Source organism: Lactococcus fujiensis JCM 16395, assembly GCF_002441655.1.
Lineage (GTDB): Bacteria > Bacillota > Bacilli > Lactobacillales > Streptococcaceae > Lactococcus > Lactococcus fujiensis.
Genome location: NZ_JXJU01000009.1, coordinates 79,273 through 104,840 on the forward strand (window position 1 = coordinate 79,273; position 25,568 = coordinate 104,840).

Annotated in this window: 24 protein-coding genes; 2 read left to right on the forward strand and 22 right to left on the reverse strand. The window is 36.8% G+C overall.

The features are described 5' to 3' along the window. Positions 1-3: 3 nt before the first annotated feature. Positions 4-915 carry a shikimate dehydrogenase gene (gene aroE, locus RT41_RS07835; RefSeq protein ID WP_096818672.1) on the reverse strand — a complete coding sequence of 304 codons (912 nt, stop codon included), beginning with the start codon at positions 913-915 and terminating at the stop codon, positions 4-6. Between the two features lie 93 nt (positions 916-1,008). Beyond that, positions 1,009-1,662: a VTT domain-containing protein gene (locus RT41_RS07840; RefSeq protein WP_054639338.1), complete on the reverse strand. Its 654-nt coding sequence runs from the start codon at positions 1,660-1,662 to the stop codon at positions 1,009-1,011. Between the two features lie 239 nt (positions 1,663-1,901). Here RT41_RS07840 and RT41_RS07845 point away from each other — a divergent pair, with 239 nt between their 5' ends. Together RT41_RS07845 and RT41_RS07850 are read left to right on the forward strand one after the other, a co-directional pair. Beyond that, positions 1,902-4,046, forward strand: a complete 2,145-nt coding sequence (locus RT41_RS07845; RefSeq protein WP_096818674.1) for an amino acid ABC transporter substrate-binding protein/permease — start codon at positions 1,902-1,904, stop codon at positions 4,044-4,046. Between the two features lie 15 nt (positions 4,047-4,061). Beyond that, positions 4,062-4,802 (forward strand): amino acid ABC transporter ATP-binding protein, encoded by a 741-nt coding sequence (locus RT41_RS07850; RefSeq protein WP_096818677.1) that lies wholly within the window; start codon positions 4,062-4,064, stop codon positions 4,800-4,802. A 71-nt stretch (positions 4,803-4,873) separates the two neighbouring features. Here the strand turns inward: RT41_RS07850 and RT41_RS07855 are convergent, their stop codons facing one another. From RT41_RS07855 to RT41_RS07950, 20 genes are all read right to left on the reverse strand, one after another. Continuing rightward, the gene (locus RT41_RS07855; RefSeq protein WP_096818679.1) at positions 4,874-5,788 is read right to left on the reverse strand and encodes a lactate/malate family dehydrogenase; all 915 of its coding nucleotides are present in this window, start codon (positions 5,786-5,788) and stop codon (positions 4,874-4,876) included. Between the two features lie 120 nt (positions 5,789-5,908). Continuing rightward, the gene (locus RT41_RS07860) at positions 5,909-7,792 is read right to left on the reverse strand and encodes a lectin-like domain-containing protein (protein WP_096818681.1); all 1,884 of its coding nucleotides are present in this window, start codon (positions 7,790-7,792) and stop codon (positions 5,909-5,911) included. A 172-nt stretch (positions 7,793-7,964) separates the two neighbouring features. Next, entirely contained in the window at positions 7,965-8,630 is a 666-nt protein-coding gene (locus RT41_RS07865) for a hypothetical protein (RefSeq protein ID WP_096818683.1), read from the reverse strand. Between the two features lie 139 nt (positions 8,631-8,769). Then, positions 8,770-9,204, reverse strand: coding sequence for a F0F1 ATP synthase subunit epsilon (locus RT41_RS07870; protein WP_096818686.1), 435 nt, complete (start codon positions 9,202-9,204; stop codon positions 8,770-8,772). A gap of 149 nt (positions 9,205-9,353) precedes the next feature. Continuing rightward, positions 9,354-10,763, reverse strand: a complete 1,410-nt coding sequence (atpD, locus tag RT41_RS07875) for a F0F1 ATP synthase subunit beta (RefSeq protein ID WP_096818689.1) — start codon at positions 10,761-10,763, stop codon at positions 9,354-9,356. 117 nt (positions 10,764-10,880) lie between these two features. After that, a complete protein-coding gene (locus tag RT41_RS07880) occupies positions 10,881-11,747 on the reverse strand; it encodes a F0F1 ATP synthase subunit gamma (RefSeq protein ID WP_096818692.1) in 867 nt (288 codons plus the stop codon). A 98-nt stretch (positions 11,748-11,845) separates the two neighbouring features. Continuing rightward, entirely contained in the window at positions 11,846-13,354 is a 1,509-nt protein-coding gene (atpA, locus tag RT41_RS07885) for a F0F1 ATP synthase subunit alpha (RefSeq protein ID WP_096818695.1), read from the reverse strand. A gap of 15 nt (positions 13,355-13,369) precedes the next feature. After that, positions 13,370-13,897 (reverse strand): F0F1 ATP synthase subunit delta, encoded by a 528-nt coding sequence (locus RT41_RS07890; protein ID WP_096818697.1) that lies wholly within the window; start codon positions 13,895-13,897, stop codon positions 13,370-13,372. A gap of 1 nt (position 13,898) precedes the next feature. Further along, positions 13,899-14,402: a F0F1 ATP synthase subunit B gene (gene atpF, locus RT41_RS07895; RefSeq protein ID WP_096818700.1), complete on the reverse strand. Its 504-nt coding sequence runs from the start codon at positions 14,400-14,402 to the stop codon at positions 13,899-13,901. A 9-nt stretch (positions 14,403-14,411) separates the two neighbouring features. After that, positions 14,412-15,125, reverse strand: a complete 714-nt coding sequence (gene atpB / locus RT41_RS07900) for a F0F1 ATP synthase subunit A (protein ID WP_096818703.1) — start codon at positions 15,123-15,125, stop codon at positions 14,412-14,414. Between the two features lie 45 nt (positions 15,126-15,170). After that, positions 15,171-15,377 (reverse strand): F0F1 ATP synthase subunit C, encoded by a 207-nt coding sequence (locus tag RT41_RS07905; RefSeq protein ID WP_054639343.1) that lies wholly within the window; start codon positions 15,375-15,377, stop codon positions 15,171-15,173. 229 nt (positions 15,378-15,606) lie between these two features. Continuing rightward, positions 15,607-16,383, reverse strand: a complete 777-nt coding sequence (locus tag RT41_RS07910) for an alpha/beta hydrolase (RefSeq protein WP_054639344.1) — start codon at positions 16,381-16,383, stop codon at positions 15,607-15,609. A gap of 66 nt (positions 16,384-16,449) precedes the next feature. After that, positions 16,450-18,663, reverse strand: a complete 2,214-nt coding sequence (locus RT41_RS07915) for a DNA internalization-related competence protein ComEC/Rec2 (protein WP_096818708.1) — start codon at positions 18,661-18,663, stop codon at positions 16,450-16,452. Next, entirely contained in the window at positions 18,656-19,333 is a 678-nt protein-coding gene (locus tag RT41_RS07920) for a helix-hairpin-helix domain-containing protein (protein WP_096818711.1), read from the reverse strand. Before RT41_RS07920 ends, RT41_RS07915 begins: the two co-directional genes overlap by 8 nt. Before the next feature lie 50 nt (positions 19,334-19,383). Then, entirely contained in the window at positions 19,384-20,757 is a 1,374-nt protein-coding gene (locus RT41_RS07925; RefSeq protein ID WP_054639346.1) for an ABC transporter permease, read from the reverse strand. After that, the gene (locus RT41_RS07930; RefSeq protein WP_096818715.1) at positions 20,754-21,701 is read right to left on the reverse strand and encodes an ABC transporter ATP-binding protein; all 948 of its coding nucleotides are present in this window, start codon (positions 21,699-21,701) and stop codon (positions 20,754-20,756) included. The genes RT41_RS07925 and RT41_RS07930 overlap by 4 nt, the downstream gene beginning before the upstream one ends. A gap of 110 nt (positions 21,702-21,811) precedes the next feature. After that, positions 21,812-22,441 carry a hypothetical protein gene (locus tag RT41_RS07935; protein ID WP_096818718.1) on the reverse strand — a complete coding sequence of 210 codons (630 nt, stop codon included), beginning with the start codon at positions 22,439-22,441 and terminating at the stop codon, positions 21,812-21,814. Continuing rightward, positions 22,442-22,657, reverse strand: coding sequence for a helix-turn-helix transcriptional regulator (locus RT41_RS07940; RefSeq protein WP_281251382.1), 216 nt, complete (start codon positions 22,655-22,657; stop codon positions 22,442-22,444). It abuts the gene before it with no gap. Positions 22,658-22,786: 129 nt separating this feature from the next. Continuing rightward, positions 22,787-23,347, reverse strand: a complete 561-nt coding sequence (locus RT41_RS07945) for a GNAT family N-acetyltransferase (protein WP_054639349.1) — start codon at positions 23,345-23,347, stop codon at positions 22,787-22,789. Between the two features lie 96 nt (positions 23,348-23,443). Further along, entirely contained in the window at positions 23,444-24,622 is a 1,179-nt protein-coding gene (locus RT41_RS07950; protein ID WP_096818722.1) for an SLC13 family permease, read from the reverse strand. Positions 24,623-25,568: the final 946 nt, after the last annotated feature.

A 25,568-nucleotide genomic window follows, 5' to 3' on the forward strand; every position in this document is an offset into this window, starting at 1 on the left:
TATTTACTTCCTTATATTCTCATTTAATTTTAATTTTTCTACTAAGGCTGCTTGAATTTCATCTACTGGCATTTCTTTTCCAGTCCATATTTTAAAACTTTCAGCTGCTTGATACACTAACATTCCGATACCATTTTGGGACAATGCGCCTTGGTTTTCAGACCATTCCAAGAATGGTGTTTTAAGAATCTTATAAATCACGTCAACTACGACTATACCTTTGGATAAACAAATTAAAGATGGGAGAGGCATGCTTTCCCCGTCCATTCCAATCGAAGTTGCATTAACGAGCAGACTTGATTGAGTTATTTTCTCTTGTAATACATGAAAATTATAATCTTTTTGGTTTGCATCTGTTTTGGCTAACTCAAATAAGTTGATCTTGCTATTTGTCAGCACTGACAGTTCATTTAATTTCTTTTTCAATGGTTCGTAGGAATTCGAACGACGTGCAAAGACATTAACTTTTTTTGCCCCGTTCAGGACGGCTTGTACAATAATTGCCATTGCTGCACCTCCGCCACCTAAAATTGTTATTTCTTGACCACAAACATGGTAAGGTATTTTCTCAAGAGAATTGAAAAAACCGATTCCATCTGTGTTATGACCAATCAATTTGCCATTCATTAGAGCGACCGTATTAATCGCCCCGATGATCTGAGCAGATTCCGTTAATTCATCCATGGCAAGCATGGCTTTCTGTTTGTACGGCATGGAAATATTCAAACCAAACATGTTAAGTTTTTTCACATTTGTTAGAATATCTTCTAAATCTTCTGAAGAAATATCCCATGCCAAATAAACACCGTCTAAACCGGTCATTTCGAAAGCCAAATTATGAATAAATGGTGATAAACTATGATTAATTGGTCGAGCCACAACAGCAGCCATCCTAGTGAAGCCTGAAATTTCCATTTGATTAATCCTCAAGTATTAAAAAAAGTATTTACAATTTGTAAATACTATTATACACTATTCTAATATTTAAAGGCTTAAATAAAGCAAAGTTTATGCCTTTTTTCCTTCGAAGTATCTTTTGGCAACGCCAAGCAATGCTGGCAATAACGAAACCACAACGATGGCTATCATAACAAGTTCAAAGTTCTTTTTAATGAATGGGACTTGACCGAACAAATAACCTGCTCCAAGAGCAACAGTGACCCATGCAAATCCTCCGATAAAATTAAAAAAGAGGAACTTTTTGTGAGGCATTTTTCCTGCACCAGCTGTGAAAGGAACAATGGTTCTAATTATTGGCATAAAACGTCCCAAGAAAATTGCCCATGACCCCCATTTTTTGAAGAATTGATGCGCTTCATCCATATATTCTGGCTTCAAGAAACGGCTTAATTTAGGGTGTTCTGGCAAAACCGATCCAAATTTTCGACCGATTTCGAAGTTAACCACGTTGGCGATGAAGGCAATAAGTCCCATCGTAACAATCAAACCTACAAGAGAGAGTTTATTGGGATATAGAGCCACCATTGAACCAACGAAGAATAAAATGGAATCCCCTGGTAAAATCGGAAAAATAACCAATCCTGTTTCGATAAAGATAATTGCTCCAAGAAGGACGTAAACCCAGATGTGAGCTCCTGGCACATTCAAAAAGTGGGTAATCCAATCATTGAAGAAGCCAAAAACTGATAAATTTATAAACATATTTAATTTCCTTGTTTTCTATATTAATAGATGTGAGCTCGCTCACATAACTAATTTTACACTAAAGTGTTGACTTTGACAAACAAGATTCGGTAAATATGATAAATTCACGCCAATTTCTCATATTATCATAAAATTTAACTTAAGCGCAACTGATGTTAGATGATATGACATGTATTGTTGGAAAAACAGTGAGTTTGTGATATAATATTCCAATCTAAAAAATTAAGGGGAAAAGAATGAAAAAGTTTTTTCTATCTTTGGCTACTATTTTGGCCATACTTACTGGATTCTCAATAAGTGCTGGTTCTGCTCATGCCGCAACAACTGTAAAAATTGCGAGTGACAACTCCTACGCACCATTTGAATTCCAGAATTCAGATAAACAATGGGTCGGTATCGACGTTGACATCATGAAAGAAGTCGCCAAAATTAATGGCTGGAATCTTGAAATGAGCTATCCTGGTTTCGATGCATCATTGCAAAATTTACAGGGAGGACAAGTTGATGGCGTAATCGCGGGAATGTCAATCACTGATGCTCGTAAAAAAACATTCGATTTTTCTGAACCTTATTACACTTCTGCACTGACTATTGCAACTACGAAAGCAACAAAAATTACTGAATTTAGCCAACTAAAAGGTAAAGCAGTCGGTGCAAAAAATGGAACAGCCTCTCAAAGTTGGTTGCAAGCCAATCAAAGTAAATACGGTTTCACAATTAAGACTTATTCTGACGGCACTCAAATGTACGCTGCATTAAATGCAGGAAACATTACCGGTGCCATGGATGATGCGCCTGTAATTGCATATGCAATCAAACAAGGACAGAATCTTGCCATTAATATGCCCTCAATTGCCATGAGTGGTGGATACGGTTTTGCTGTTATGAAAGGCCAAAACAAAAATTTGATTGATGGTTTTAATAAGGCATTCAAGCAAATGAAGGCTGATGGAACCTACGACAAAATTTTAGCAAATTATATCGGTTCTTCAAAAAAAGCAACGCCCAAAAAAGCAAGTTATACCATTGCTTCAGATAATAGCTTCGCTCCTTTTGAATTCCAAAATTCAAATAAAGAATACACTGGAATTGACGTAGACTTGCTCAATGCAATTGCTAAAAACCAAGGCTTTACTATCAAATGGAATTTTATTGGTTTCCAATCTGCAGTGGATGCCACACAAGCCGGTCACTCCGACGGTATGATGTCAGGAATGACGATAACGGATGCCCGGAAGAAAGTATTTGACTACTCTGAACCTTATTTTTCTGCCAATTTGACCATTGGTGTTCCTAAATCAAATGATTCGATTAAAGCGTGGAAAGACCTTAAAGGAAAGACCATTGGAGCTAAAAATGGAACTGCTTCATATGATTATTTGAACACCCATGCATCGGAATATGGCTTTAAAGTCAAAGCCTTTACAGATGCCACTACAATGTATTCTTCCCTCGACAATGGCTCAATTCAAGCCGTCATGGATGACGAACCAGTCTTGAAGTATGCCATCAAGCAAGGAAAACAATTCAAAACTCCTTTAAAAGCAATTGCTGATGGACAATACGGCTTTGCAGTTAAAAAAGGTGAAAATCCTGAACTTATTCAGATGTTTAATGATGGGCTCGCAAATCTCCGTGCAACTGGAGAATACGAAAAAATCATGAATAAATACCTTTCAAGCGACTCAACAAAAGAAAAAACAACCGCTGACGAAACTACGGTCTGGGGAATTGTTCAAAACAACTGGGAACAAATATTAAATGGGCTCTGGATTACCATCCAATTAGCACTTATTTCATTTGTTTTGGCTTTGATTGTTGGGATTGTCTTTGGACTCTTCTCTGTTTCACCAAGCAAAACACTTCGCGGTATTGCCCGTGTATACGTTGATATTAACCGTTCACTTCCTCTGCTCGTTTTAACCATTTTCTTATTCTATGGAATTCCAAACTTGCTACAAATGATTACGGGACACCAATCGCCTCTGAATGAATTCACAGCAGGTGTCATTGCCCTAACCTTGAACGAATCATCATATATTGCTGAAATCGTCCGTGGTGGGGTTAGAGCCGTCCCTATTGGACAAATGGAAGCCTCTCGTTCACTTGGTATTCCTTATGTCAAGACAATGCGTAAAGTCATCTTGCCACAAGCAGTTAAAATTACCATTCCAAGTTTGATCAATCAATTTGTTATTACGACAAAAGATACAACACTTGTTTCAGTTATTGGGCTTGTTGAATTACTCCAAACAGGTCAAATCATTGTTGCCCGTAATTTCCAAGCCTTCCGCGTTTATGGAATTATCGGCCTTGTTTATATGATTATTCTCTTATTAATCATGTGGTTAGGTCGCTACGTTGAAAAGAAATTGAAATAAGGAGGAGGATACGAAATGACAAAAACTCAAATTGAAGTCACAGATCTTCACAAATATTATGGCAAAAATGAAGTTTTAAAAGGAATTACTACAAAATTTAATAAAGGCGATGTTGTTTGTATTATTGGACCTTCTGGTTCAGGAAAATCAACCTTCTTACGCACATTAAATGGACTAGAGTCTGCAACCTCTGGTGACGTCATTATTGACGGATATAATTTGACAGACAAAGGTACAGATTTAAACCTGGTTCGTCAAAATGTTGGAATGGTCTTTCAGCACTTCAACCTTTTTCCAAACATGTCTGTCCTAGAAAATATCACTTATGCTCCCGTTGAACTAAAAAAGTTGACAAAATCAGAAGCAAAGAAAAAAGCACTAGAACTATTAGAAACCGTTGGTCTGATGGATAAAAAAGATGCCATGCCAGCCATGTTATCTGGTGGACAAAAGCAACGTGTGGCTATTGCACGTGCATTAGCTATGGATCCTAATGTTATGTTGTTCGATGAACCAACATCAGCGCTTGACCCTGAAATGGTAGGAGACGTTCTTGCCGTAATGCAAGACTTAGCTGAAAAAGGGATGACCATGTTGATTGTAACACATGAAATGGGCTTTGCCCGAAAAGTTGCCAATCGCGTTATCTTTACTGATGGTGGCGTTATCCTAGAAGATGGTACACCAGAAGAATTGTTTGACACACCGCAGCACCCACGACTGAAAGACTTCCTGTCGAAGGTACTGAATGCCTAATAAAAAAACTGTCGCAGGACAGTTTTTTTTTTGGCAATATTGAAATAAGAAACAGCTCTTTGAGCTGCTTTTTAACTAAACTGCTTAATCTTATCTTGAATTTCATTAGCAGATGCTTGCAGTTTCACCATTTCATCAGCGGAAAGTGGGAGTTTTACAACGGCTTCTACGCCGTCTTTCCCAATTATTGCAGGTGTTGAAATGTAAGATCCGAAGTCTGCATCATAATGTGAACAAATAGCTACATTTTTTGCATCTGAAAAGACCAAATTCATCAACCCAACAGTTGCAGCTGCGATGGCCACATTAGTATAGCCTTTTGTATTAAAAACGGCAAAACCACCTTGTCGAGTTGCCTCTTCAATGTCATCCAAACTTATCCCTTTTTTCTCAGCGATTTCTACAAAGGGTTGCCCACCGATACGTACCGTTGACCATGCTGCAAATTGTGAATTACCATGTTCTCCCAAAGCATAACCTTCAATTGTACGTGGATCCAAATTTAAACAATCTGCGACTTGTCGTTTGAGACGAGCCGTATCCAAATACGTTCCCGTTCCCAAAATATGCGCTTTGGGTAAATTCAAATATTTCGAATACATGTCAACGATAACATCATTAGGATTAGTTGTAGCAATCAGAATTCCATTAAATCCACATTCATTCAACTTCTCAGACACTGATTTAACTTCTGGTGCATTAGCTCGTAATTCTGTGAAGCGGTCTCCTCCCGGCTTAATTAAGTCAATATGCCCCAAAGTTGACAAAACAATGTCTGCATCCTTCAAATCAGCATAAGTTCCTGCATATATCTTAACATGATAAGGCTGCAAAGCCAAGGAATCCCACAAGTCATAAACTTCTGCCTTTGCGACTTCGGACTTTTTATCAATCAGAACAAGCTCATCTGCAAATCCACCTTGTACAATATCAAGAGCAACAGTTGCACCAACATGGCCTAAGCCAATAATACCTACTTTTCGCATATCAAATTTCCCCAATCTTGATTATTATCATTGAAATAATGGCTCTATTTTAGCACAAAAAAAGCCAGATTGCTGGCTTTTAAATATAATATTTTTTATTTTATGTTCAATTCAAACGTTTTATTTCTTTAAACTCAACATCCATCGTTTCAAAATAAAAAGCAGACTTGCACTTGATGCTACACCAATACCTAAACCTCCGATTCCAGCAAGCCTTACTTTTGCTGCGTGGTATTCGTCAACAATCGTTTTTGCAGTTTGGGTAATCTCATTTTCATTCTTATCAGTTGATTGATCTTTTGTTTTTTGAGGAGGCAGCGTCACACTTTTTTGTCCCTCCTTACTGGAAGCTACTAGATGAACAAAAGGCATATTATTCTGCTCGTCAAATGAATTCCCTGTTGACGCGAGTAAAGTTTTTTGAGTTTTCACAGTTTGATCAACTTGTTGATCCTCAACATTTTCCTTTTCCGTTAAGCTAACTCCACCTGTTTCAACAACTGACTCATTAGATTCTTCTTGACTATTTTCAATTGAATTGTTGGTATCTTGATTCCCATCAGAAGGTGTGCTTAGCCCGCCATCATTGCCGACAGAAGGAACTTCTTCCAATCTTGGCTTCAAATAAATAACAAAATTAGCATTCTCATCACTTGTGAAATCAGGATTCGCTACTAAAGCATCTGAAATATTATTGTAACTTTCACCATTAGGTGCCACCACATTATTAATTTCGTAATCTTGAGTCAATTGAGGCTCAGTGATGGATTCCCCAGGTAGTCCGCTGATTCTAATTGGATCAGGTAATTTATCCGTTAGGCTTGAGTCTGTCCAAGCATAATTGAAATTTACATTCACCTTAGGTATCGGCTTGTAATAAACTGTCACATTTTGATTCCTGTCAGCGGTCACACGATAAGTGTCTGCATGTTCAAATTGATAGCCGTTTATTGTTGGAGCGACAAATGAATAGCCTGTCTGACTCATTCTTAATCTTCCACTACTTAGAAAAGTAAGCTGATCGCCTTCATAAGCATTGATTGTCGAACTTTGGCTGATACTTTCATTTGTATCAAGATTAACATAATTCACATTCACGGACTGGTACGAACGAGCAACTTCTACAAAAGAATTCAGTTTAAGCAAACCATAATTCGCCCCCGTACCGCCTACAATTCCAATATGCATACGCAATGGAATTGTGATGTTTTCAGTAATCGTTACACTTTGTGCTGTAGGTGACGAAATAGTGAAAGTAATGGTTCCTGAAATTTTTTGAAGCTGTTCATCCAGAGTGGAGGGCTGCCACTTCATTGCCATAGTATTCGTGACTTGATTATTCTCATCTCCAGTATCTGGCGCTGAGGCTGTTACGTAATTGGATGTTTGAACCACACCTTGACCATTTGTTTGTCGAACAGCAATCAGGTTTGAAGGACTTCCAAATGCTCCTGAACCCAACGGGTCAGTAGCTGAATTTCGATACAAATCTCGACCAACAAACAATGAGTCAGATAAGCCGCCTATCCCTAATTTCTCACCAGAAGCATTAGTTTGGTTTTCGGAAATCGTTGAAAGAGCTTCCGGTGAAAAAACAAAACCAAGCGTGTCCCCAGCAGCAAAAGGATTATTTCCAGAAATTGCTTTAAATGAGAAATTCCCTGCCAATTCAAAACTTTTTGTCATATCCACTTCTTGATTTAAAAAAGCATAACCGACAGATGATGTTCTATTATTTACCAATATTGAAGAATAAGTATCCGTTGATGTAGACTCAGTACTCCCCAAATTTATCCAATTTGCAGCATTGTTCCAGTCAGTAAACTGGTCTCTAACACTTACTGCCTTCCCAGTTTCTAACTGAATTGGAATCGTCGAAGTTGAGGTATCTGCATTTATATTTAATGTGAAACTGTCAAAAAAGAGTGCAAATAGTACAAGAATAATTGATAGTCGTCTAATATTTAGTTTACTTTTTAACTGATGAATATCACTTATTCTCATAAAACTGCCTTTCTATCCATATTATCGTAATACAATAATTATATCATTATTTCTTTAGTGTTACAATTAATAAATTTTTTAATTTAAAAGTAACATTTTATTCTTGTTAATGAATGCTTCTTCGATCCATGATGGTGTAAATCTTACAAAAAATTAATACGGATTTGCCAAATCATAAATGGTATCTATTGTCTGTATCGCTTTTAAAATTGGGGTGTGCCATTTTTTGTGCTTGGGTAACCAAATCTTCGCGAGTAACTAAATAAGCCCTTGCTTTTTGGTTTTTGGTCTCTAAGTCAAGAAAAAGTAAGGCTTCTTCTACAGAATTCAACTGATTAGATTCAATGATATTAATCAAATATTTCAACGTTCGTTGATTTAAATACTTCCTAGGAAGTGGTGATTTATCAAATGATTCTTTATCCAAAATAATATCGATTTCAGATGCAATTTTGTTATTTATACTTTGGTATTTTGGAAGTTTACTCATATAAATAAACTTTTGTCCAAATGGCAAATAGTCTTTACTCCAAGAGTAAATAAGTATTTCGCGTAAAATTAAGCCAATTCCCCAAGCCATAAAAGCAATGATAAACATTTGAAAAAATGTACTAAACACTGACATATTTGATACATCCCTTGTAAAAAAATCCGAGGATTGTGAAGAATAAATATACATGACCAAGATCGAAAGAAGAGCAGAGATGAGATTTGATTGAAGAATAATTTGCTTTTCGACAGAATTATTTAATTTTCTTTTCAATTCTTCAAGTTCTGATACTTTTTGTTCCAATTTATCCAAATCAATAAGTAACTGCTTTATATTTCCAGCAACCATCTCTTCTCCCTTCCTAACCTTTTTTTACTTCACTCTAATAGTTAATTTTACCATGAAAATATCTATATATCAATTTTTAATAAATGTCATCTTTTAATAAAAAAATACAACTTGATTGCAATCAAATTGTATTTTTTTATTAAAGATGTTTCGCAACGTTGATTCGGTTTAAAGCGCGGTGAAGTGAAACTTCAGCTCGACTTACCTCATCAACCTTATGTTCGGCTTTCGCCTTTTCAATATCACGTTCTGCACGTATTTTTGCTCTTTCAGCACGAGAAACATCTATGTCGCGCTCACGTTCAGCAGAGTCAGCGATAATCGTCACGACATTGTGACTGACTTCGATAATTCCGCCGTTAACCGCTACGTAATCAACTTTTCCTTTTTTATCCTCTGGACGGCGAATTTTCAACTCATCGATTGCAAGTGCTGCGATTGTTGAAATCATATGAGGCAAAATCCCCATTTCACCACCAGTAGTACGTGCCAAAACAAAGAGTCCATGATGATTATAAACGATACCATCAGGTGTTATGACTTGGACTGTCATTTCGTCAAGATTTTCAGCCATTTTTCCTCCGATTGATTTCTTTACAAGTAAAGTTTTTCGTCGAATATTGAAACCGAAATTTCAAATTCATGAGATTTTTGTGCACCTTTTATAATTCCTCAAAACACACAACTATTAAATAGAATCACTCTATTGAATTAATCATTTGATTAAAATCCCATTTTCTTGGCTTTCTCAATAACATCTTCGATTGGACCAGCACTACGAAAGGCATCTTCTGGCAATGAATCATATTTGCCATCAAGAATGGCTTTAAAGTCTTCAACTGTCTTCTCAACTGGAACATAAGAACCAGGTTGACCTGTAAATTGTTCAGCAACGTGGAAGTTTTGTGAGAGGAAGAATTGGATGCGACGTGCACGCCCAACCAAAACTTTTTCATCATCAGACAATTCGTCCATCCCAAGAATTGCAATAATATCTTGCAACTCTTTATAACGTTGCAGAACACGTTGAACTTCCATAGCGACCTCATAATGTTCTTCACCGACAATTTCAGGTGAAAGTGCACGTGAGGACGATGCAAGTGGGTCAACGGCAGGGTAAATCCCTTGTTGCGTTAAGCGACGTTCCAAGTTAGTTGTTGCATCCAAGTGGGCAAAGGCTGTCGCTGGAGCTGGGTCAGTATAGTCATCCGCAGGTACATAGATGGCTTGAATAGATGTAACAGAACCTTTTTTCGTAGAGGTAATCCGCTCTTGAAGTTGTCCCATTTCAGTTGCAAGAGTAGGTTGGTATCCAACTGCAGAAGGCATGCGACCTAACAGGGCTGAAACTTCTGAACCTGCTTGAGTGAAACGGAAAATATTATCAATGAACAAAAGAACGTCTTGGCCCTCCACATCACGGAAATATTCAGCCAGAGTAAGTCCCGTCAAGGCGACACGCATACGTGCTCCAGGTGGCTCATTCATTTGACCAAAGACCATGGCTGTCTTAGCTAAGACACCCGATTCTTTCATTTCAAAATAGAGATCGTTCCCTTCACGCGTACGTTCTCCAACACCTGTAAAGACTGAGATGCCACCATGTTCTTGAGCAATATTATGAATTAATTCTTGAATAAGAACAGTTTTACCAACACCGGCACCACCGAAAAGACCAACTTTCCCACCTTTGAGATATGGGGCAAGTAAGTCAATAACTTTAATTCCTGTGACAAGAATTTCATTTGCTGTTGAAAGTTCATCAAATGTAGGTGCTTGTTTGTGAATTGGGCTACGTTCAGCATCTTCGGCAAATTTTTCACCTGGATCGATCGTATCACCGAGCACATTGAATACCCGCCCGAGTGTTTCTTTACCAACAGGAACTGAAATTGGTTTTCCAGTATCGAGGACTTCGAGTCCACGAGTCAAGCCATCAGTTGATTCCATCGCAATGGTACGAACAGCACCATCACCAAGTTCAAGCGCAACTTCTAGCACGATTTTTGTTTTCACACCATCGACATTTTTGTAAACGACGAGTGCGTTATTAATCTCAGGCAATGTTGCACCGCTTGCAAATTCCACGTCTACGACAGGTCCAATGACCTGAGTAATTTTACCAGAACTCAATCTATTTCCTCCTTGTTTTATTTCTTGGACAAATCAACTCATTTTTTTGATTTGTTAATTTCCCCAAGAGTTTATTTTATTCGTTTTGTCTTTGTCATTGCTGACAGTTTCTAATTTTTATAAGGCCGATGCACCGGCTACAATTTCCGTAATTTCTTGCGTAATAGCAGCTTGACGTGCACGGTTATATTGAACGGTTAAATCATTAATTACAGAATGAGCATTATCAGTTGCCGTACGCATTGCTGTCATACCTGCTGCGTGTTCAGCTGTTTTGGCATCAACAATGGCACCGTAAATCATAGACTCTGCATATTGCGGAAGTAATTGGTCCAATATAGATTCACGGCTTGGTTCATAATCAAACAAATCAGTCGCTTTTCCAGATTGTTCAATGCCATCAAAACTAATTGGTAACATTCTCTCCATCCGAACTTGACTGATTAAAGAATTCACATGGTGATTGTAACATACGTACAACTCATCAAATTCTTCAGCTTGGTATAAATCAACGGCTTCAGATACAATTTTACGCACTTCTTCAAATGAAGGTTGATCAGACAGATTTCTTAGTTCATAAGAAACTTTGATATTACGTGCATTGAAAAAATCCGCACCCATTCCTCCAAGAACCATGACTGAGAAAGCGTCATCGTTTTGTTCCTTCATCAGTTCTGACATAACAGATTTCAGAATGTTGGCATTATATCCACCGACTAAACCTCGATCCGAGGTAATCACGAGGTACCCCTTCTTCTTTACCGGACGTTTCAATAACATCGGATTTTTAGAAGGTTCCCGATCATGTGAAATCAAATCCACAGTGACTTGATGAACTTTTGAAGCATAAATCTGAAATCTTTTTGCATGACTTTCTGACTTCTGTAATTTAGCTGCGGAGACCATTTGCATGGCACCTGTAATTTGACTCGTTTTTTTCGTTGAGGCAATTTTTGATTTAATTTCATTAAGTGAAGCTGGCATATTTTATCTTTTGTAATTCCATTTCTAATTCAACTTCCTAAAAGTTGGACTAATTTTAATGGTCATATTAGAATGATATAGAATTACAATAACCCCCTTTACTTAGTATAATTTGTCGTATTTTTGAATGCATTAATTGCTGCATCCAATTTGTCTGTTTCAGGCAAATCTTTTGTATCTGTAATGATTTGCATCAAATCAGCATAATTTGCATCAAAGAAATCAAACATCTTGTTTTCAAAATCAAGAATGTCATCAACAGGAACATCATCAAGGAACCCGTGAGTCAAAGCATACAAGATTAAAACTTGTTTTTCAACAGCTAAAGGATGATGGAGTGGCTGTTTCAGAACTTCCACGGTACGCCGTCCACGATTCAATTTTGATTGTGTTGCCGCATCCAAATCTGAACCAAATTGAGTGAAGGCTTCAAGTTCACGGAACGAGGCCAAATCAAGACGCAAAGTTCCAGCAACTTTCTTCATTGCTTTAATCTGAGCAGCACCACCAACACGAGAAACGGAAGACCCCGCATCTATGGCCGGACGAACACCTGAATAGAATAAATCATTCTCAAGGAAAATTTGTCCATCTGTGATTGAAATAACGTTAGTTGCAATATATGCAGAAATATCTCCAGCTTGTGTTTCAATAAATGGAAGAGCAGTCATAGAACCGCCTCCCAGTTCATCAGAAAGTTTAGCTGCACGTTCAAGTAAACGTGAGTGAAGATAGAAAACGTCACCTGGATACGCTTCACGACCTGGTGGACGACGAAGCAAGAGGGAAAGTTCACGATAAGCCACGGCTTGTTTTGATAAGTCATCATAGACGACCAAAACGTGTTTTCCATTATACATAAATTCTTCGCCCATCGCTGCTCCCGCATAAGGTGCAATGTAGAGCAATGGAGAAGGTTGTGATGCTGATGCAGTAACGACGATTGTATAGTCCATTGCACCATATTTCTTAAGTGTTTCAACTTGCGTACGAACAGTTGATTCCTTTTGACCAATTGCGACATAGATACAAATCATATCCTGTCCTTTTTGGTTCAAAATTGCATCAATCGCAACAGAAGTTTTCCCTGTTTGACGGTCCCCGATAATCAATTCACGTTGTCCACGACCAATTGGTACGAGCGCATCAATGGCTTTTAAACCAGTTTGAAGTGGTTCAAATACAGATTTACGTTGCATAACACCAGGAGCTTTTGCCTCGACAGGACGAGTTTTACCAGTATTGATATCCCCCAATCCATCAACAGGTTGTCCAAGTGAGTTAACGACACGTCCGATGAGTTCTTCACCGACTTGAACTTCCATAATTTTACCTGTACGTTTAACAGTGTCTCCTTCACGAATGGAAAGAAAATCACCAAGTACAATGATACCTACATCAGTAGCATCAAGGTTTTGCGCCATCCCTAAGACACCATTAGAAAATTCAACAAGCTCACCACTCATTGCATTTTCAAGGCCATAGGCACGCGCGATACCGTCACCAACATAAGTGACGACACCAGTTTCAGCAACTTCGAAATCTGGTGTAAAATTTTCAATTTGTTGTTTAATCAGCGAGCTGATTTCATTTGCATTGATTGCCAAAGATTTACTCCTTTCTTACAATATTTCTTGAGCGATTTTCGCTAATTGAGACTTGATTGAAGCATCAATAATTTTTCCTCTAGAATTAATTACAAAACCACCGAGAATTTTTTCGTCAACTTTATTTATAAGGTTGACAGTACTTAAATCAAATTTTGATTGAGCAAGTTGACTAAATTTAGCTAATTGTTCATCCGTCAGAGGAACGCTAGAAACGACCTCCACGTCTGCAATTTTGAACATACTATCAGCAGTCTCGTTGACTTCTTCTAATATTTCCATTAAACTTGACAATCGACCATTTGCCCGGACAGTATTCAAAAAATTGCGCATTAATTCAGAGGCAGATTGATTGATTGTATCAATTATTTGCGATTTTGCTTCAACAGAATAAACATCGCTGGCAAAGAATGTCTTTAAATTTGATGTTTCAAATAGTTGAGTAAGTTCTTTAACTTCGTCAAGAATTTCTTTTACTTTATTTTGTTTTTGAGCAATTTCGAGCAGTGCCTTGCTGTATTTTTGTGAATTTATTTTTGTCATCTTATTCTCCTAATTTAGCGAGATAAGAATCAATTAATTCAGACTGTGCTTTTGGATCTAGGGATTGACCAATCAATTTTTCGGCAATTTTTACTGATATATCAGCAACATCACCTTTAACCGAATTGAGCGCTTCTTGGCGTTCTTGGGCAATTTCATCTTTAGCACGTTTTTTAACAATTGCAACTTCTTCATTTGCTTGGGCAACGATTTTAGTACGGTTTTGAGCCGCTGTATCGTTTGCCGTTTGAATAATATTGGCTGCTTCTTCCTTTGATCCGGCAAGTTCATTTTCTCTTTGTGCAACTAATTTTGCTGCTTCAACTTTTGATTCCTCAGCAGAATCAATGTCATCTGAGATTTTCTTTGCACGTTGTTCAAATATACCTGTAATTTGTTTCCATGCAAAAACACGAATCAAAACAATTAGGATAATAAACGCACCACTCGCAACAATAACGTTACCAATAACGGTATTGGGAGTAGCTTCTAATAAATTAAACATATTCTACTCCTATTCTTCTTCTAATACTTTGTGGCTGATATAGAGATTTGTCAATAAGACAAAGACGTAAGCCTGCAGGGCTGAAATAAAAAGTGAGAATCCAATCCAGGCCATTTCTAAGATTATCGCGATCGGATATATCCAAGTACCAATTGAAATCATGCTTGCAATTAAGCCCAACATAATTTCACCGGCAAAGATATTTCCATAAAGACGAAGACCAAGTGAAAGGGTATTTGTAAATTCTTCCAAAATATTCATAGGAAGAAGGGGTTTAGGATCATGCCAAAAGGCCACTTGGAAATATTTTTTAAAGCCAAACTTTTGAACTCCAAAGACGTTAGCTAAAACGATAACTAAAAGAGCTAAAGTTAAGTCAACAGAGGCATCAGCAGTTGGTGATTTCCAAAGTGAAACTTCGTGTGGCGTACTCAATTTTGTAATTAGACCGATTGAGTTAGCGATTAGAAGGAATGAGAACAGGGTAAAACTTAAGAGTGAGTAACGAGGTGCTTCATGGCTACCAAGCATATCTTTGCCGATACCATTTACAAAATCGACTACCCATTCTAATACGTTTTGTTTACCAGAAGGTTTCAGCTGCATTTTACGGCTAGCCCAGAATATTAGACCAAAGGCAACCAATAACGTTATGATGGTCATCGTCGTGACGGTTCCATCAAACGCAACTGGCCCAATATAGAAGGTCCAAGTTGATTCCATATTCCGTTTCCTTTCTAGTTAATCATTCATTTATTGAATAAATTCTTAACGGAAAACGAATGTCATAGCAAGTGCGATGAAGAAAGTACCTTCGGCGAAGGCAATACCCATAAACATCCCGACACGTAGTTTTGCTTCTAATTCAGGTTGACGTGCAAGAGATTTCAAATAGTTTGAAACTACGAGCGCATCACCGAGTGCTGCTCCGAGGGCTGCGATACCAATCGCAAGTGCGGCAAGATTACCAGTCATTGTAATTCCTCTTTTCTTTTTTTGTGGCTTTCCACAAATTGATATTACTAGAAAATTATAGCTTTATTCTTGTTTTTTGTCAAAAAAATGTACGAAATTAGGGTGTTTATTTAGGAAAATAACTACCATGAATAGTTTGCTTGTTTTTTGTTCAATTTATTGAACGAATTTGGGTGAATCTTCTCCATGGATAAAAAAGATTGAGTAAAGCCTCAATCTTCATATTGTATTAAATTGCTCTTTCTTCTTTTACATAATCAATTGGAAGCCATTCAAATACGCGCTCAATCATTTTTGTCCAATAGTACCATTCGTGAATTCCATCTGAGGTTTCATATGTTAAATCAAAATTCATTTTTTTCAATTCTGATGCGGCAAATTCATTACCAAGGTAGAGTTCATCTTGCTTGCCACACCAAGCGAAAAGTTTTGGTTTTTCTCCTTCATAGCGTTCAGCAAGTGATAAAATTTCATTGTCTGAGCCTTTAAACTGTTCCCAGTTGCCGAAAATCCCTCCCCAATAGGCAGCATTTTCATCAAAACGATCTTCCATTCCATTAAAAGTGAGTACCCCTGAGAGACTTGCTGCATAACTGAAGCTGTTTGTTCCCAAAGCTAGTCGAAAAGCACCATAACCGCCCATAGAAAGTCCTGCGATGAAATTCTTTTCACGTTTTGTTGATAAATGAGGGAAAAAGTTATGAATGACTTTGGGTAACTCAATTGCAGTCGCATCAAAGTAGTTCATACCATAGGTTGTATTTACATAAAAACCTAAATCTGTCGAAGGCATAACAATAGCTACATTGGTTTTCCGAACGAGTCGATCTATTCCTGAACGCGAGAGCCATGAATTTTCATTTCCAGACATTCCATGGAGTAAATATAAAACAGGAATGTCACTTTCAGTAATTCCTTTAACTTTGGAGGCTTCTGGATAAATCACCTTTACATTTCGATTCATCCCTAAAACTTCACTATAATATTCAAGATTAATAATCGCCACCTTGCTCTCCTTTTCAATTATCTTTAATTGAATCAGTAAGTCTTTACCGTATTCGTTTACATTATATCATTTTACTGTCCTAATTTGCCATTGATTGCTGCTCCTATAAAATTGGATTGCACCGTAAAGGTCCGTTCGTAGGACTTTTATTTTATTTTTATTATATGTTTCTAATGTTTCTTGATTGGGATGCCCGTAACGATTATTTTTTCCTACAGAAATAAGGGCGATCCGCGGACCTATTCTTTCAATAAAATCTGGGTCTGAGCTTGTTTTACTCCCATGGTGCCCAGCTTTTAATACATCAACTTTTAAAAGAGGAAAATTGTTGATTAATTCTTTTTCACCCTCTCGTTCTAAATCACCTGTAAACAGAAATCGACTGCCGTAAAAATTACCATAAGTAATAATTGAATCATTATTATCTCCTTTTCCTGTATATCCACTGGACAATATTTCTAATTTACTATTGAAAATCGGTATTGTATCTCCTGTTTTAACTACATGAACCGGAAGATTAGCTTTTGTTAACTTACTAACAAATACCGGATTACTTAATTCTCCTGGACTAACTAAAACTTCACTGATTTTTATTTTATCAGCTAATTTTAGAAAGTCTCCAACATGGTCATCGTCAGTATGGGTTAAAATTAAATGATCAATTTTACCAACGCCGATGGATTGAAGATAGGGTATTAGTGTATATTCCGCATTTGTCTTAGCCTGTGCGGATTGCCAGGGCGCATATTTCATAAACGAAACTTTCCCTCCAGTATCAATTAGGATATTTTGTTTATCAAAACGATCTTGTAAAAAAATTGAATCCCCTTGCCCTACGTCAATTACCGTAATTGTTGGTAGAAATGGATATTTACAAGTTAGATAGATTAATATTAATCCCGAAAGAAAAAATAGTCTCATTTTTGTATGCCGATAAAAATCAATAAATAGACCTGTGAAAATGAACAAGAGTAAAAGCTGGACTATATTTGGGCTTCCAAACACGAAAGGATAGTGTAGAGGTTTGTCTATTGCCCGTATCAGTCCTTCCAAAACAAGAAAAATAAAATTACATGGAATAATGATTCCAGTAAATGAAACAAAAAAAGCAATGATAATTAATGGCAATAAAATTGTCGAAAAAATGAAACTAAAAATAAAAGTCAAAAGAATCGATAGAGGTTGAAAACTGTGAAAGTAGAAAATCAAAAGCGGGAGTGCCACTAAAGTTAGACAAATGGATGACCAGAGATAATTTACAACATTCGTTTGAGCTTTCTTCGTTTTTTTAAAACTAGTCATACACATTGCAAAAGCATAAAGTATGGTGAGCTGACCACCAATCGTCAGTAAAGCCTTAGGCATAAATATGAGAATCAAAATTAGCATCATTGCGAAATTATCAATTTTTCGATAAGGAAGTAATTTTTGAACTAATGCACGAATAACTGAAATCGATAATCCAGTCAAAAAGGCGTATAAAATAGAAAAGGGGATTTGAAGAATTTTTATCTTTTCCCTCGTTAATCCCAATCGTAAGAAAATTTTTCTAAACCAGTCTAGAAAAAAGTTGACATGCATGCCACTGAGCGCGAACAAATGGATTATTCCTAAACTTGAATAAAGATCACTCATTTCCCCAAAATCTTTACCTAAATATCCAAACAGTAGACCAGTTATGTAATTGGAGCACGGACTGGGAAATTTTTTTTGGATATGGATAATTGCCCGACGTCTAAGCAATTGAAGACTAAAATTAGAATTCGTTTGAATACCGTTAATCGACTCAATATTGATTTGACGATAAATATTTTGACTCGCTAAATATTTGACATTATTAAAGCCATTATAATTTCTGGCTCCCTCAGGTTTACTCAATGTCCCTGTAAAAACAAGCGTCCCATTCTTATCTAAATTTTTAAAGAATTTTTGTTCGTCCTCTGTTTTTAGTTGGTAGTAAACTTGGTATTTTTTTCCACATGAAGTCCCAATAAAACTAAGCCGATTCCCATTAACTTCAATACTATCTGGTTGATATTCAATTTTTGAGAGTTGGTTCGGTTGATGTTCGGCGTTTTTCTGATCGTAAAGCAGACAGGAGCTAAAATAAATCGTAAATAAAATTAAGATTGGGAGCATTAAAAAATACTTCCTACGAAAAAGTTGAATAAGCGAAAAAATGAATAGCACCAATAAAGAGAAATGGAATGAAAAAATGAGAAAATAGAGTAATACAAGAAGATAAACCAAATAGATCAAGGGGAAAGGGATTTTATTCATCTACAGTAATACTTTCCTTCAATTTGGCTACTGTTTTTGCACCGAAACCTGATATTTTGCCAAGATCATCAACGGATGCAAAATTCCCGTTTTGGGTTCGATAATCAATAATATCTTGAGCTTTTTTGGCCCCAATGCCACTCAAGGTCTGAAGTTGTGTTATATCAGCTGTATTGATATTTACCTTATTGCTCTGCTCTGTCGTACTAGGTTCTGTCAGTGCGGATGAATTTTGATGGGTTTGATTTTGAGCCACTGCTGGTGCATTTTCACCAATTTGGGCAACATAAATGACTTGTTCGTCTTTGAGTTTTGCGGCTAAATTGATTGAATTTCGATCTGCCTGTGCAGTGAAACCACCGGCCATCTGAATTAAATCTGAGAGCCTTTGATCGTTTTTAACTCGATAAACTTGGGGGTGCTGGACAGCTCCTTTTAAATCCACCGCAATCTCTGACTTGTCCCCTGAACTTGAACGGCTTGTTAGTTTTGACTTACTCCCTGAAAAGCTTTCGTCAGAACTGACCGCACTAATTCCACTTTCGAATTTTGTTTCTTTTATCCTCTGATTGGAACTAAAAAAATAAAATATAATCCCCGCTACCAGTGCAATGAAAATGATCACTGCTTTTTTTAAATTTTCTTTAATCCAATTAATAATATTTTCCATAAACTTATATACGAAAAAAAACCTGTTTGTCACAGGAATTTTTACTTATATTAATTAAAGTGCAAAAAGCTCATATGGATACCAAAGACGAATCGCAAAATCAATAGGATAATGATAATTACTGCAACGATGGCAAGCCTTATTGGTAGTGAGAGTAAATGTCTTCCATTCCCTTTTATTTTGACTGTGCCTAATCTGCCGTTATTTTTCCCAAATATATTTCTGAACAGCTGGGTAACAATTTTATCATCAGAATAGGATAAGACATTACGTGAATAAATTTTTTCACCAGCCTTCGCTACGGCTACAGTTGCGACAATTTGGAGCCCCAATGCAAGCCATGCTTCAACTGTTGTAGAATATTGAATGGCATAGCGTGATGTCATGAGAGTGGGACTAATGAAAGGGATGAAGCTAAGAACTTTCAATATCACATTACTTGGCACAGCTGCTCCAGCGATTCCACCAATATATCCAATCATTGATAAGAAAGCAATCGGTTGTGTGGCTTGTTGAACTTGTGCTTGTTCATTAACTAAAGATGCAACGATTGAAGCTAAGAACAAATAACCTAAAATTCCTGCCAAAGCCATCATAATAAGATAGACACCGAATCCCACTGTAATTCCTGACAACAAGCCTTGGATTTGCTTGACCGCACTCTGTGTCTTAATAAATGGATAAGCAATCGAGAATCCAACAACATAAATCCCAATTTGTGTGAGTGCCAGCATGATCACACCGAGAATTTTTCCGTAATATTGAACATTAGAACTGGTTGCTGCGAGTAGCGTCTCCATAATTCGACTTGATTTTTCATTCCCAATTTCTTGTCCAATAATTCCGACATACATCATTAAAAGAACGAAAATCAATACTGAGGCAATCGTGCCGACTGCAATATTTGCGCCTGTTCGGTCATCGCCTCCACTGGTTTTCCCACTTGTGGTTTGTGTCTCCATGGTCAATTTAGCAGGCGTAAGGAGCGCTTGAACATCAGTTGATGTCAGCCCAAGTTTTTTTGCCGTTTGACTGATTTGGATTTCGGTCAGTGCTGATTGAAAACTTGTCTGATCAAATTTTACTGCTGTTTTCGTCCCTGTAACAATCGTATAAGCTCCTTGATCAACAGTCAAGTACCCATCAATAGAACCTGAGCTTAATTTGGAGCGGGCTGCATTTAGGTCCGTCGTTTCACTAATATCAACTTTTAAGTTTTTATCAGCCTTTAAAATTTGAGCCAATACTGGTTCATTAACAACTGCCATATGAGGTGTTGCATTTATACCAGAGCTGACAATGAGACCAATAATGAGATAGACTGCTGCAAGTAAGAAGGGGGAGACAACCAGTGCCCAGAATCCAGCCCCTTTTATTCGGCTTCGATAGATATTTTTAGCAACAAGCCAGGTTTGATTTTTCATAAACTTGCCTCCTTGTCAGGACTGACAACTTGATTTTTCAATTTTTCTTCATCTTTTTCGGCAACTTCCAGGCGGAAAATCTCATCAAGTGACGGAGGGGCTTGAACAAAAGCCTGAACATAACCATCTCCAGCAACTTTTTGGAAAATTTCCCGTCCAACTTTAGCATCTAGTAATTTAATCGAACGCCCTGAACTTTGCTTATTAACAGATATAACACCTGGAATAGTCAATAATTCTTGATCTGAGATGGGAGATTCCAAGTAAATGCGCGTCCGTCCATAACTTTCACGAATTTCTTGAACGGTGCCACTCAATACTGTTTTTCCATCTTTCAACATCAACAATTGATCAGACAAAAGCTCAACATCACTCATGTTGTGATTTGAAAAAATGACCGCTGCTCCATTGTCACGACTATGCTTTATTTCATTTCGCAAAAGTTCCGTATTGACCGGATCTAGCCCAGTAAATGGTTCATCTAGAATTAAAAACTCAGGTTCATGCAATAAAGTTGCGATAAATTGAACCTTTTGCGCATTCCCTTTTGACAAAGTTTGGACTTTATCTGTTGGTTTACCAACAACTTCGAGTCGTTTCATCCAATCTTTTAATTTAATCCGAGCATCGGCTCGCTTCATTCCGTGAAGTTCAGCGAAATACATGATTTGATCTTCTACAGTCATTTTTTGGTAGAGTCCACGTTCCTCTGGTAAGAAACCAATTTTTTGTTTGGTTGCTTGGCTTATTTCCTCACCATTCCATGTAATTCTTCCCTCATCAATCCCGATAAATTTTAAAATCATCCGAAACGTTGTCGTTTTTCCGGCACCATTTTGTCCAATTAATCCCATGACTTCGCCAGGATTTATATTCATCGTTAAATGATCCACTGCCACTTTTTCACCGAAACGCTTTGTGACATTATCAATATTTAAAGCCATATGTACTCCTTTTCAACTAATGAAGTTTCTTACCAACTGAATATATAAACAGCTACTCGTTTCACTACCATTATACACAATATTCAATATAATACAATATAAAAGCTGACTCATTCTGCATTTTTTTTCTTCTCTAAATACCAGCCCAATACAACGATTGAAAAAACAATTGCCGACCATAAATAAGCTAGAATCTGAAAGAATTCACCGTTGATTTTCCCTAATATAATCAAGGATTCCTTCGATTGAATCAAACGATACAAAGAAAGAATGGGAATAATCCAATAAATTATCGCCAAAATCTGAAACAATCGAACTTGTTTAGGGTTAACCTGCGTCCCGAAATAAGCGCCACGTAGCATTCGATCCCCCAGAAAAAAGATTGAACTTATCGCCAGAATAACAATATTTTGATTTGTTGTGCTAATCCAATTGATGTTGCTTGTCTCCATAAAAATTGTATTGAAAAAGAGCAAAAGTCCTGCAAAAATTAAAGTGTCTGCATAAACGGCACCCATCAATACCTTTTGGCGTTCATCCAACTCATTGCGCCGCCCTGAATTTTTTCTCATTCCTATGAAAAATGCTAGAGCTAAAGCTGTAAATAAACCTGAAAAGAAGCCCAGTCGCGTTTGATTTATTTTTGTATCATAAATCGCTAAACCAGCAAAAAACAAGGCTAAAACAAGCGAAACAATGGCCATATAAAAATTTATTTTTCTTGATCTGCTTTTATACATTTACTGATCTCCTTTATCATCTTCCCAAAATAAATCGTCAAGCGTTTTACCAAGAACCTTGCAAATTTCGATGCAGAGACTAATCGTTGGGTTATATTTTCCTGATTCAACTGCTACAATCGTCTGTCGGGTGACGCCGACCGCCTCTGCCAGATCATTTTGAGTCATTCCACATAATGTTCGAGTAGCCTTGAGTTTTAAATTCTTCCCCGTTATCCTACCCTCGATTCTATATTATTTCCTATTTTTCTAGCTGTAGTATAAAATATATCATTCAAAAAGTCAAATATAATATACTTTTATCAAAATAAATTTGACAAAAAAACTGACTCCCGCCAGCTCAACTCATTCAAGCAAATATTCAATGTCTTCTGTTGTCAGTTCTGTAACAGACTTTATTGGCTTCACGTTGCCTTCAGTTTGTAATTCTTTATCCATCCAACTGATTCCATACCACTGATTAAATTTATAACCTGATTTTTCAAAAATACCAATCCAATGAAAGCCTAAACTTTCGTGAAACTTGACACTGTTCTCATTTGGAAAAGTGATGCAGGCGTACGCCCGTTGATAATTTAATTTTGTCAAAGCGAACAATAATTTTTGGTATAACTGCTTGCCTACACCATGTTGCGTTTCGTTTTCATCAACATAAATTGATAACTCGACAACCCAATCGTAGGCTTTGCGTTCACGATATCTTGAAGCATATGCATAACCTATAATTTTTCCTTCTTGAAGCGCAACAAGATAAGGAAATGTCTCGGAAATTTGTTTGATTCGATCAGCAAATTCTTCTACTGTGGGGACTTCATATTCAAAAGTGATTGCAGTTTTTTTTACATATGGCTCATAAATAGCCACTAAATCACCAGCATCTTCTGCTCGTGCAAATCGAAAATCCATCGTCTTGTCCTTTTCTTTTTTTGCTCATTATACTTTTTTTCACAGCCATTTACAAGAATTTAAAAGAAAAAGCTGGTCATCCAGCTCATTTTGTTTTTAAATTATTGAAACAATGACAAGACCAATAGCGGTCAGAACAACTAAGAATGCAACCATACAAATTGCAAAATATTTGGCATATCCAGCGATCTCACTTCGTCCTTGAACAGAAATGACTTTATAAGCAATCAGCGTTGCCATAGAGGCGGTCAGCATCCCGACTCCCCCAACATCTGCACCTAAGATAACAGCGACGCCATGCGTTGTAAATGGGGACATCAGAACAGCCGATGAAATATTAGAAATGACTTGACTAATTAAGACGGTACCAAGAAATGCGCCTTGCGGACTTGACGCGAGATTTGAAACAAAAGTTGTGATTTGTTCTATATCAACTAAATTTCCTACAATGATAAAGAAACACATGAAGGTTAGGATTAAATGGTAATCGGCAGACTTAAATAATTCACGCTTATAAAGAAAAACAATCAGAGAAGTAATTCCAGCAGCAATCCAGTAAAAATTAATTCCACCAATGGCAACTTTTGTAAAGACAGAGGTTGCCATTAGAACCATCAAAGCGACGAAAACGACAACTTCAACAATATTAAAATCTTTCGGTTTTGTGTCAACATGAATGGGGTCTTTATCAATTAAGAAACAAGCCAAATTCAAGACGATAAAACCAGCAATCCACATTGGAACAGTTCCTTTGAAAAACGCCATGTTATTAGACGACAAATGGAAAAAGTTATAAACATAAAGATTATGTGGATTACCGAAGGGTAATAAAGTCGAGCCCATGTGACATGCGGGGACAATGAAAGAAGCACCCCAGTAAACTGACTTACGATTTTCCACATGCTTTGTAATATATAAATACAAGGGCAACATCGTTAAAATCGTAAGATCATTTGTGAAGAAAACAGCCAAAAAGAACGTCAAATTTGTTGTAAAACGAACAAGTTGACGCGTTGTTTTGGACTTGCTGACCATCGATTCCCCGATGTAACGGAGGAGACCTGACTCTCTAAAGCCACCGATAACTAACATCAGCCCAAAAACAGTGGCAATGACTTTCCAGTCAAAAAACCTCGTGGTAAAATGCGCTTGTCCGAAAACCATCGCGTTGAGCGCTATAATGAAGGAAACCAAAAAGACTTTGTCTACGACAAAAAATTGCCAAATTTTTGCCCAAAGACTTTGATTCCCAAGCTCTGAAGAGGTATGTTCCATTTCTTCCCCTAACTTTTTAAGTAAAAACACACTTCATCTATTATATCAGTAACTTAGTAAATATCAAAGTACTTTTTAATTTTTTTTCAATTAAAAATTTATTAAATTTAAATGTAAAAAGCTCTCCAAAATGAGAGCTTCGTGAAGTATTGTATTTATCTAATCTGTTATTACCCGATAGAACCTTCCATTTAAAAATGGAATTACTTAATCTCATTATATGACCTAAAACATTGATATATAAGCATTAATTAGTTTAAAACATTTTTAGTATAATACCATTCTGACATAAAAGTTTAATACTTATGCCCCTTTTTTGCCCCCTAATTTCATAATATACTATCTTGCTTTTTCAGCTTAACAAGCAACTCTTTCAGGCTCATTTTTAATATTAAAATTGTGTTGAAAAATAAACTAGTAATGATTTTATTTTGTGACCATCAAAAATGTCGGGAGCAAACCGCTGGAAACCGCGTAACTTCAAATTTTCGTTAGGTCACGAAAAATGGCCTACATTTTCATATCAAATAGGCGAAAATGTTAACATGTCATGTACCACGTTAATAGTTTACCTTTTTCCTCAAAAAAGTTAACACCTTTGTGCAACAAAAAAGCCGTCCATACCCCTCAGTAATGAACAACTTTTTGAATATATCACACAATTATTATAGCACTTGAAATTTTAATTGCAACAGAAAGCACACGCATTAGGAAACGTGTGCTTGAAAAATTGGTTTACACGTACATTATAGCACTTATACCTTTATTGTCAAATAGAAAAAGCACCCTAAACTGGCAAGAAAAAGGTACTCTGTTGGTATAGCACTTCAAAAAGGAGTGCACATTTATTATAACATTACTATTATACTTGTCAAAACAAAAAAAGCCGTCCATACTGTCCCCTAGCATGAACGACTTTCAACTTTTAGTGTGTTAAACATAAAAA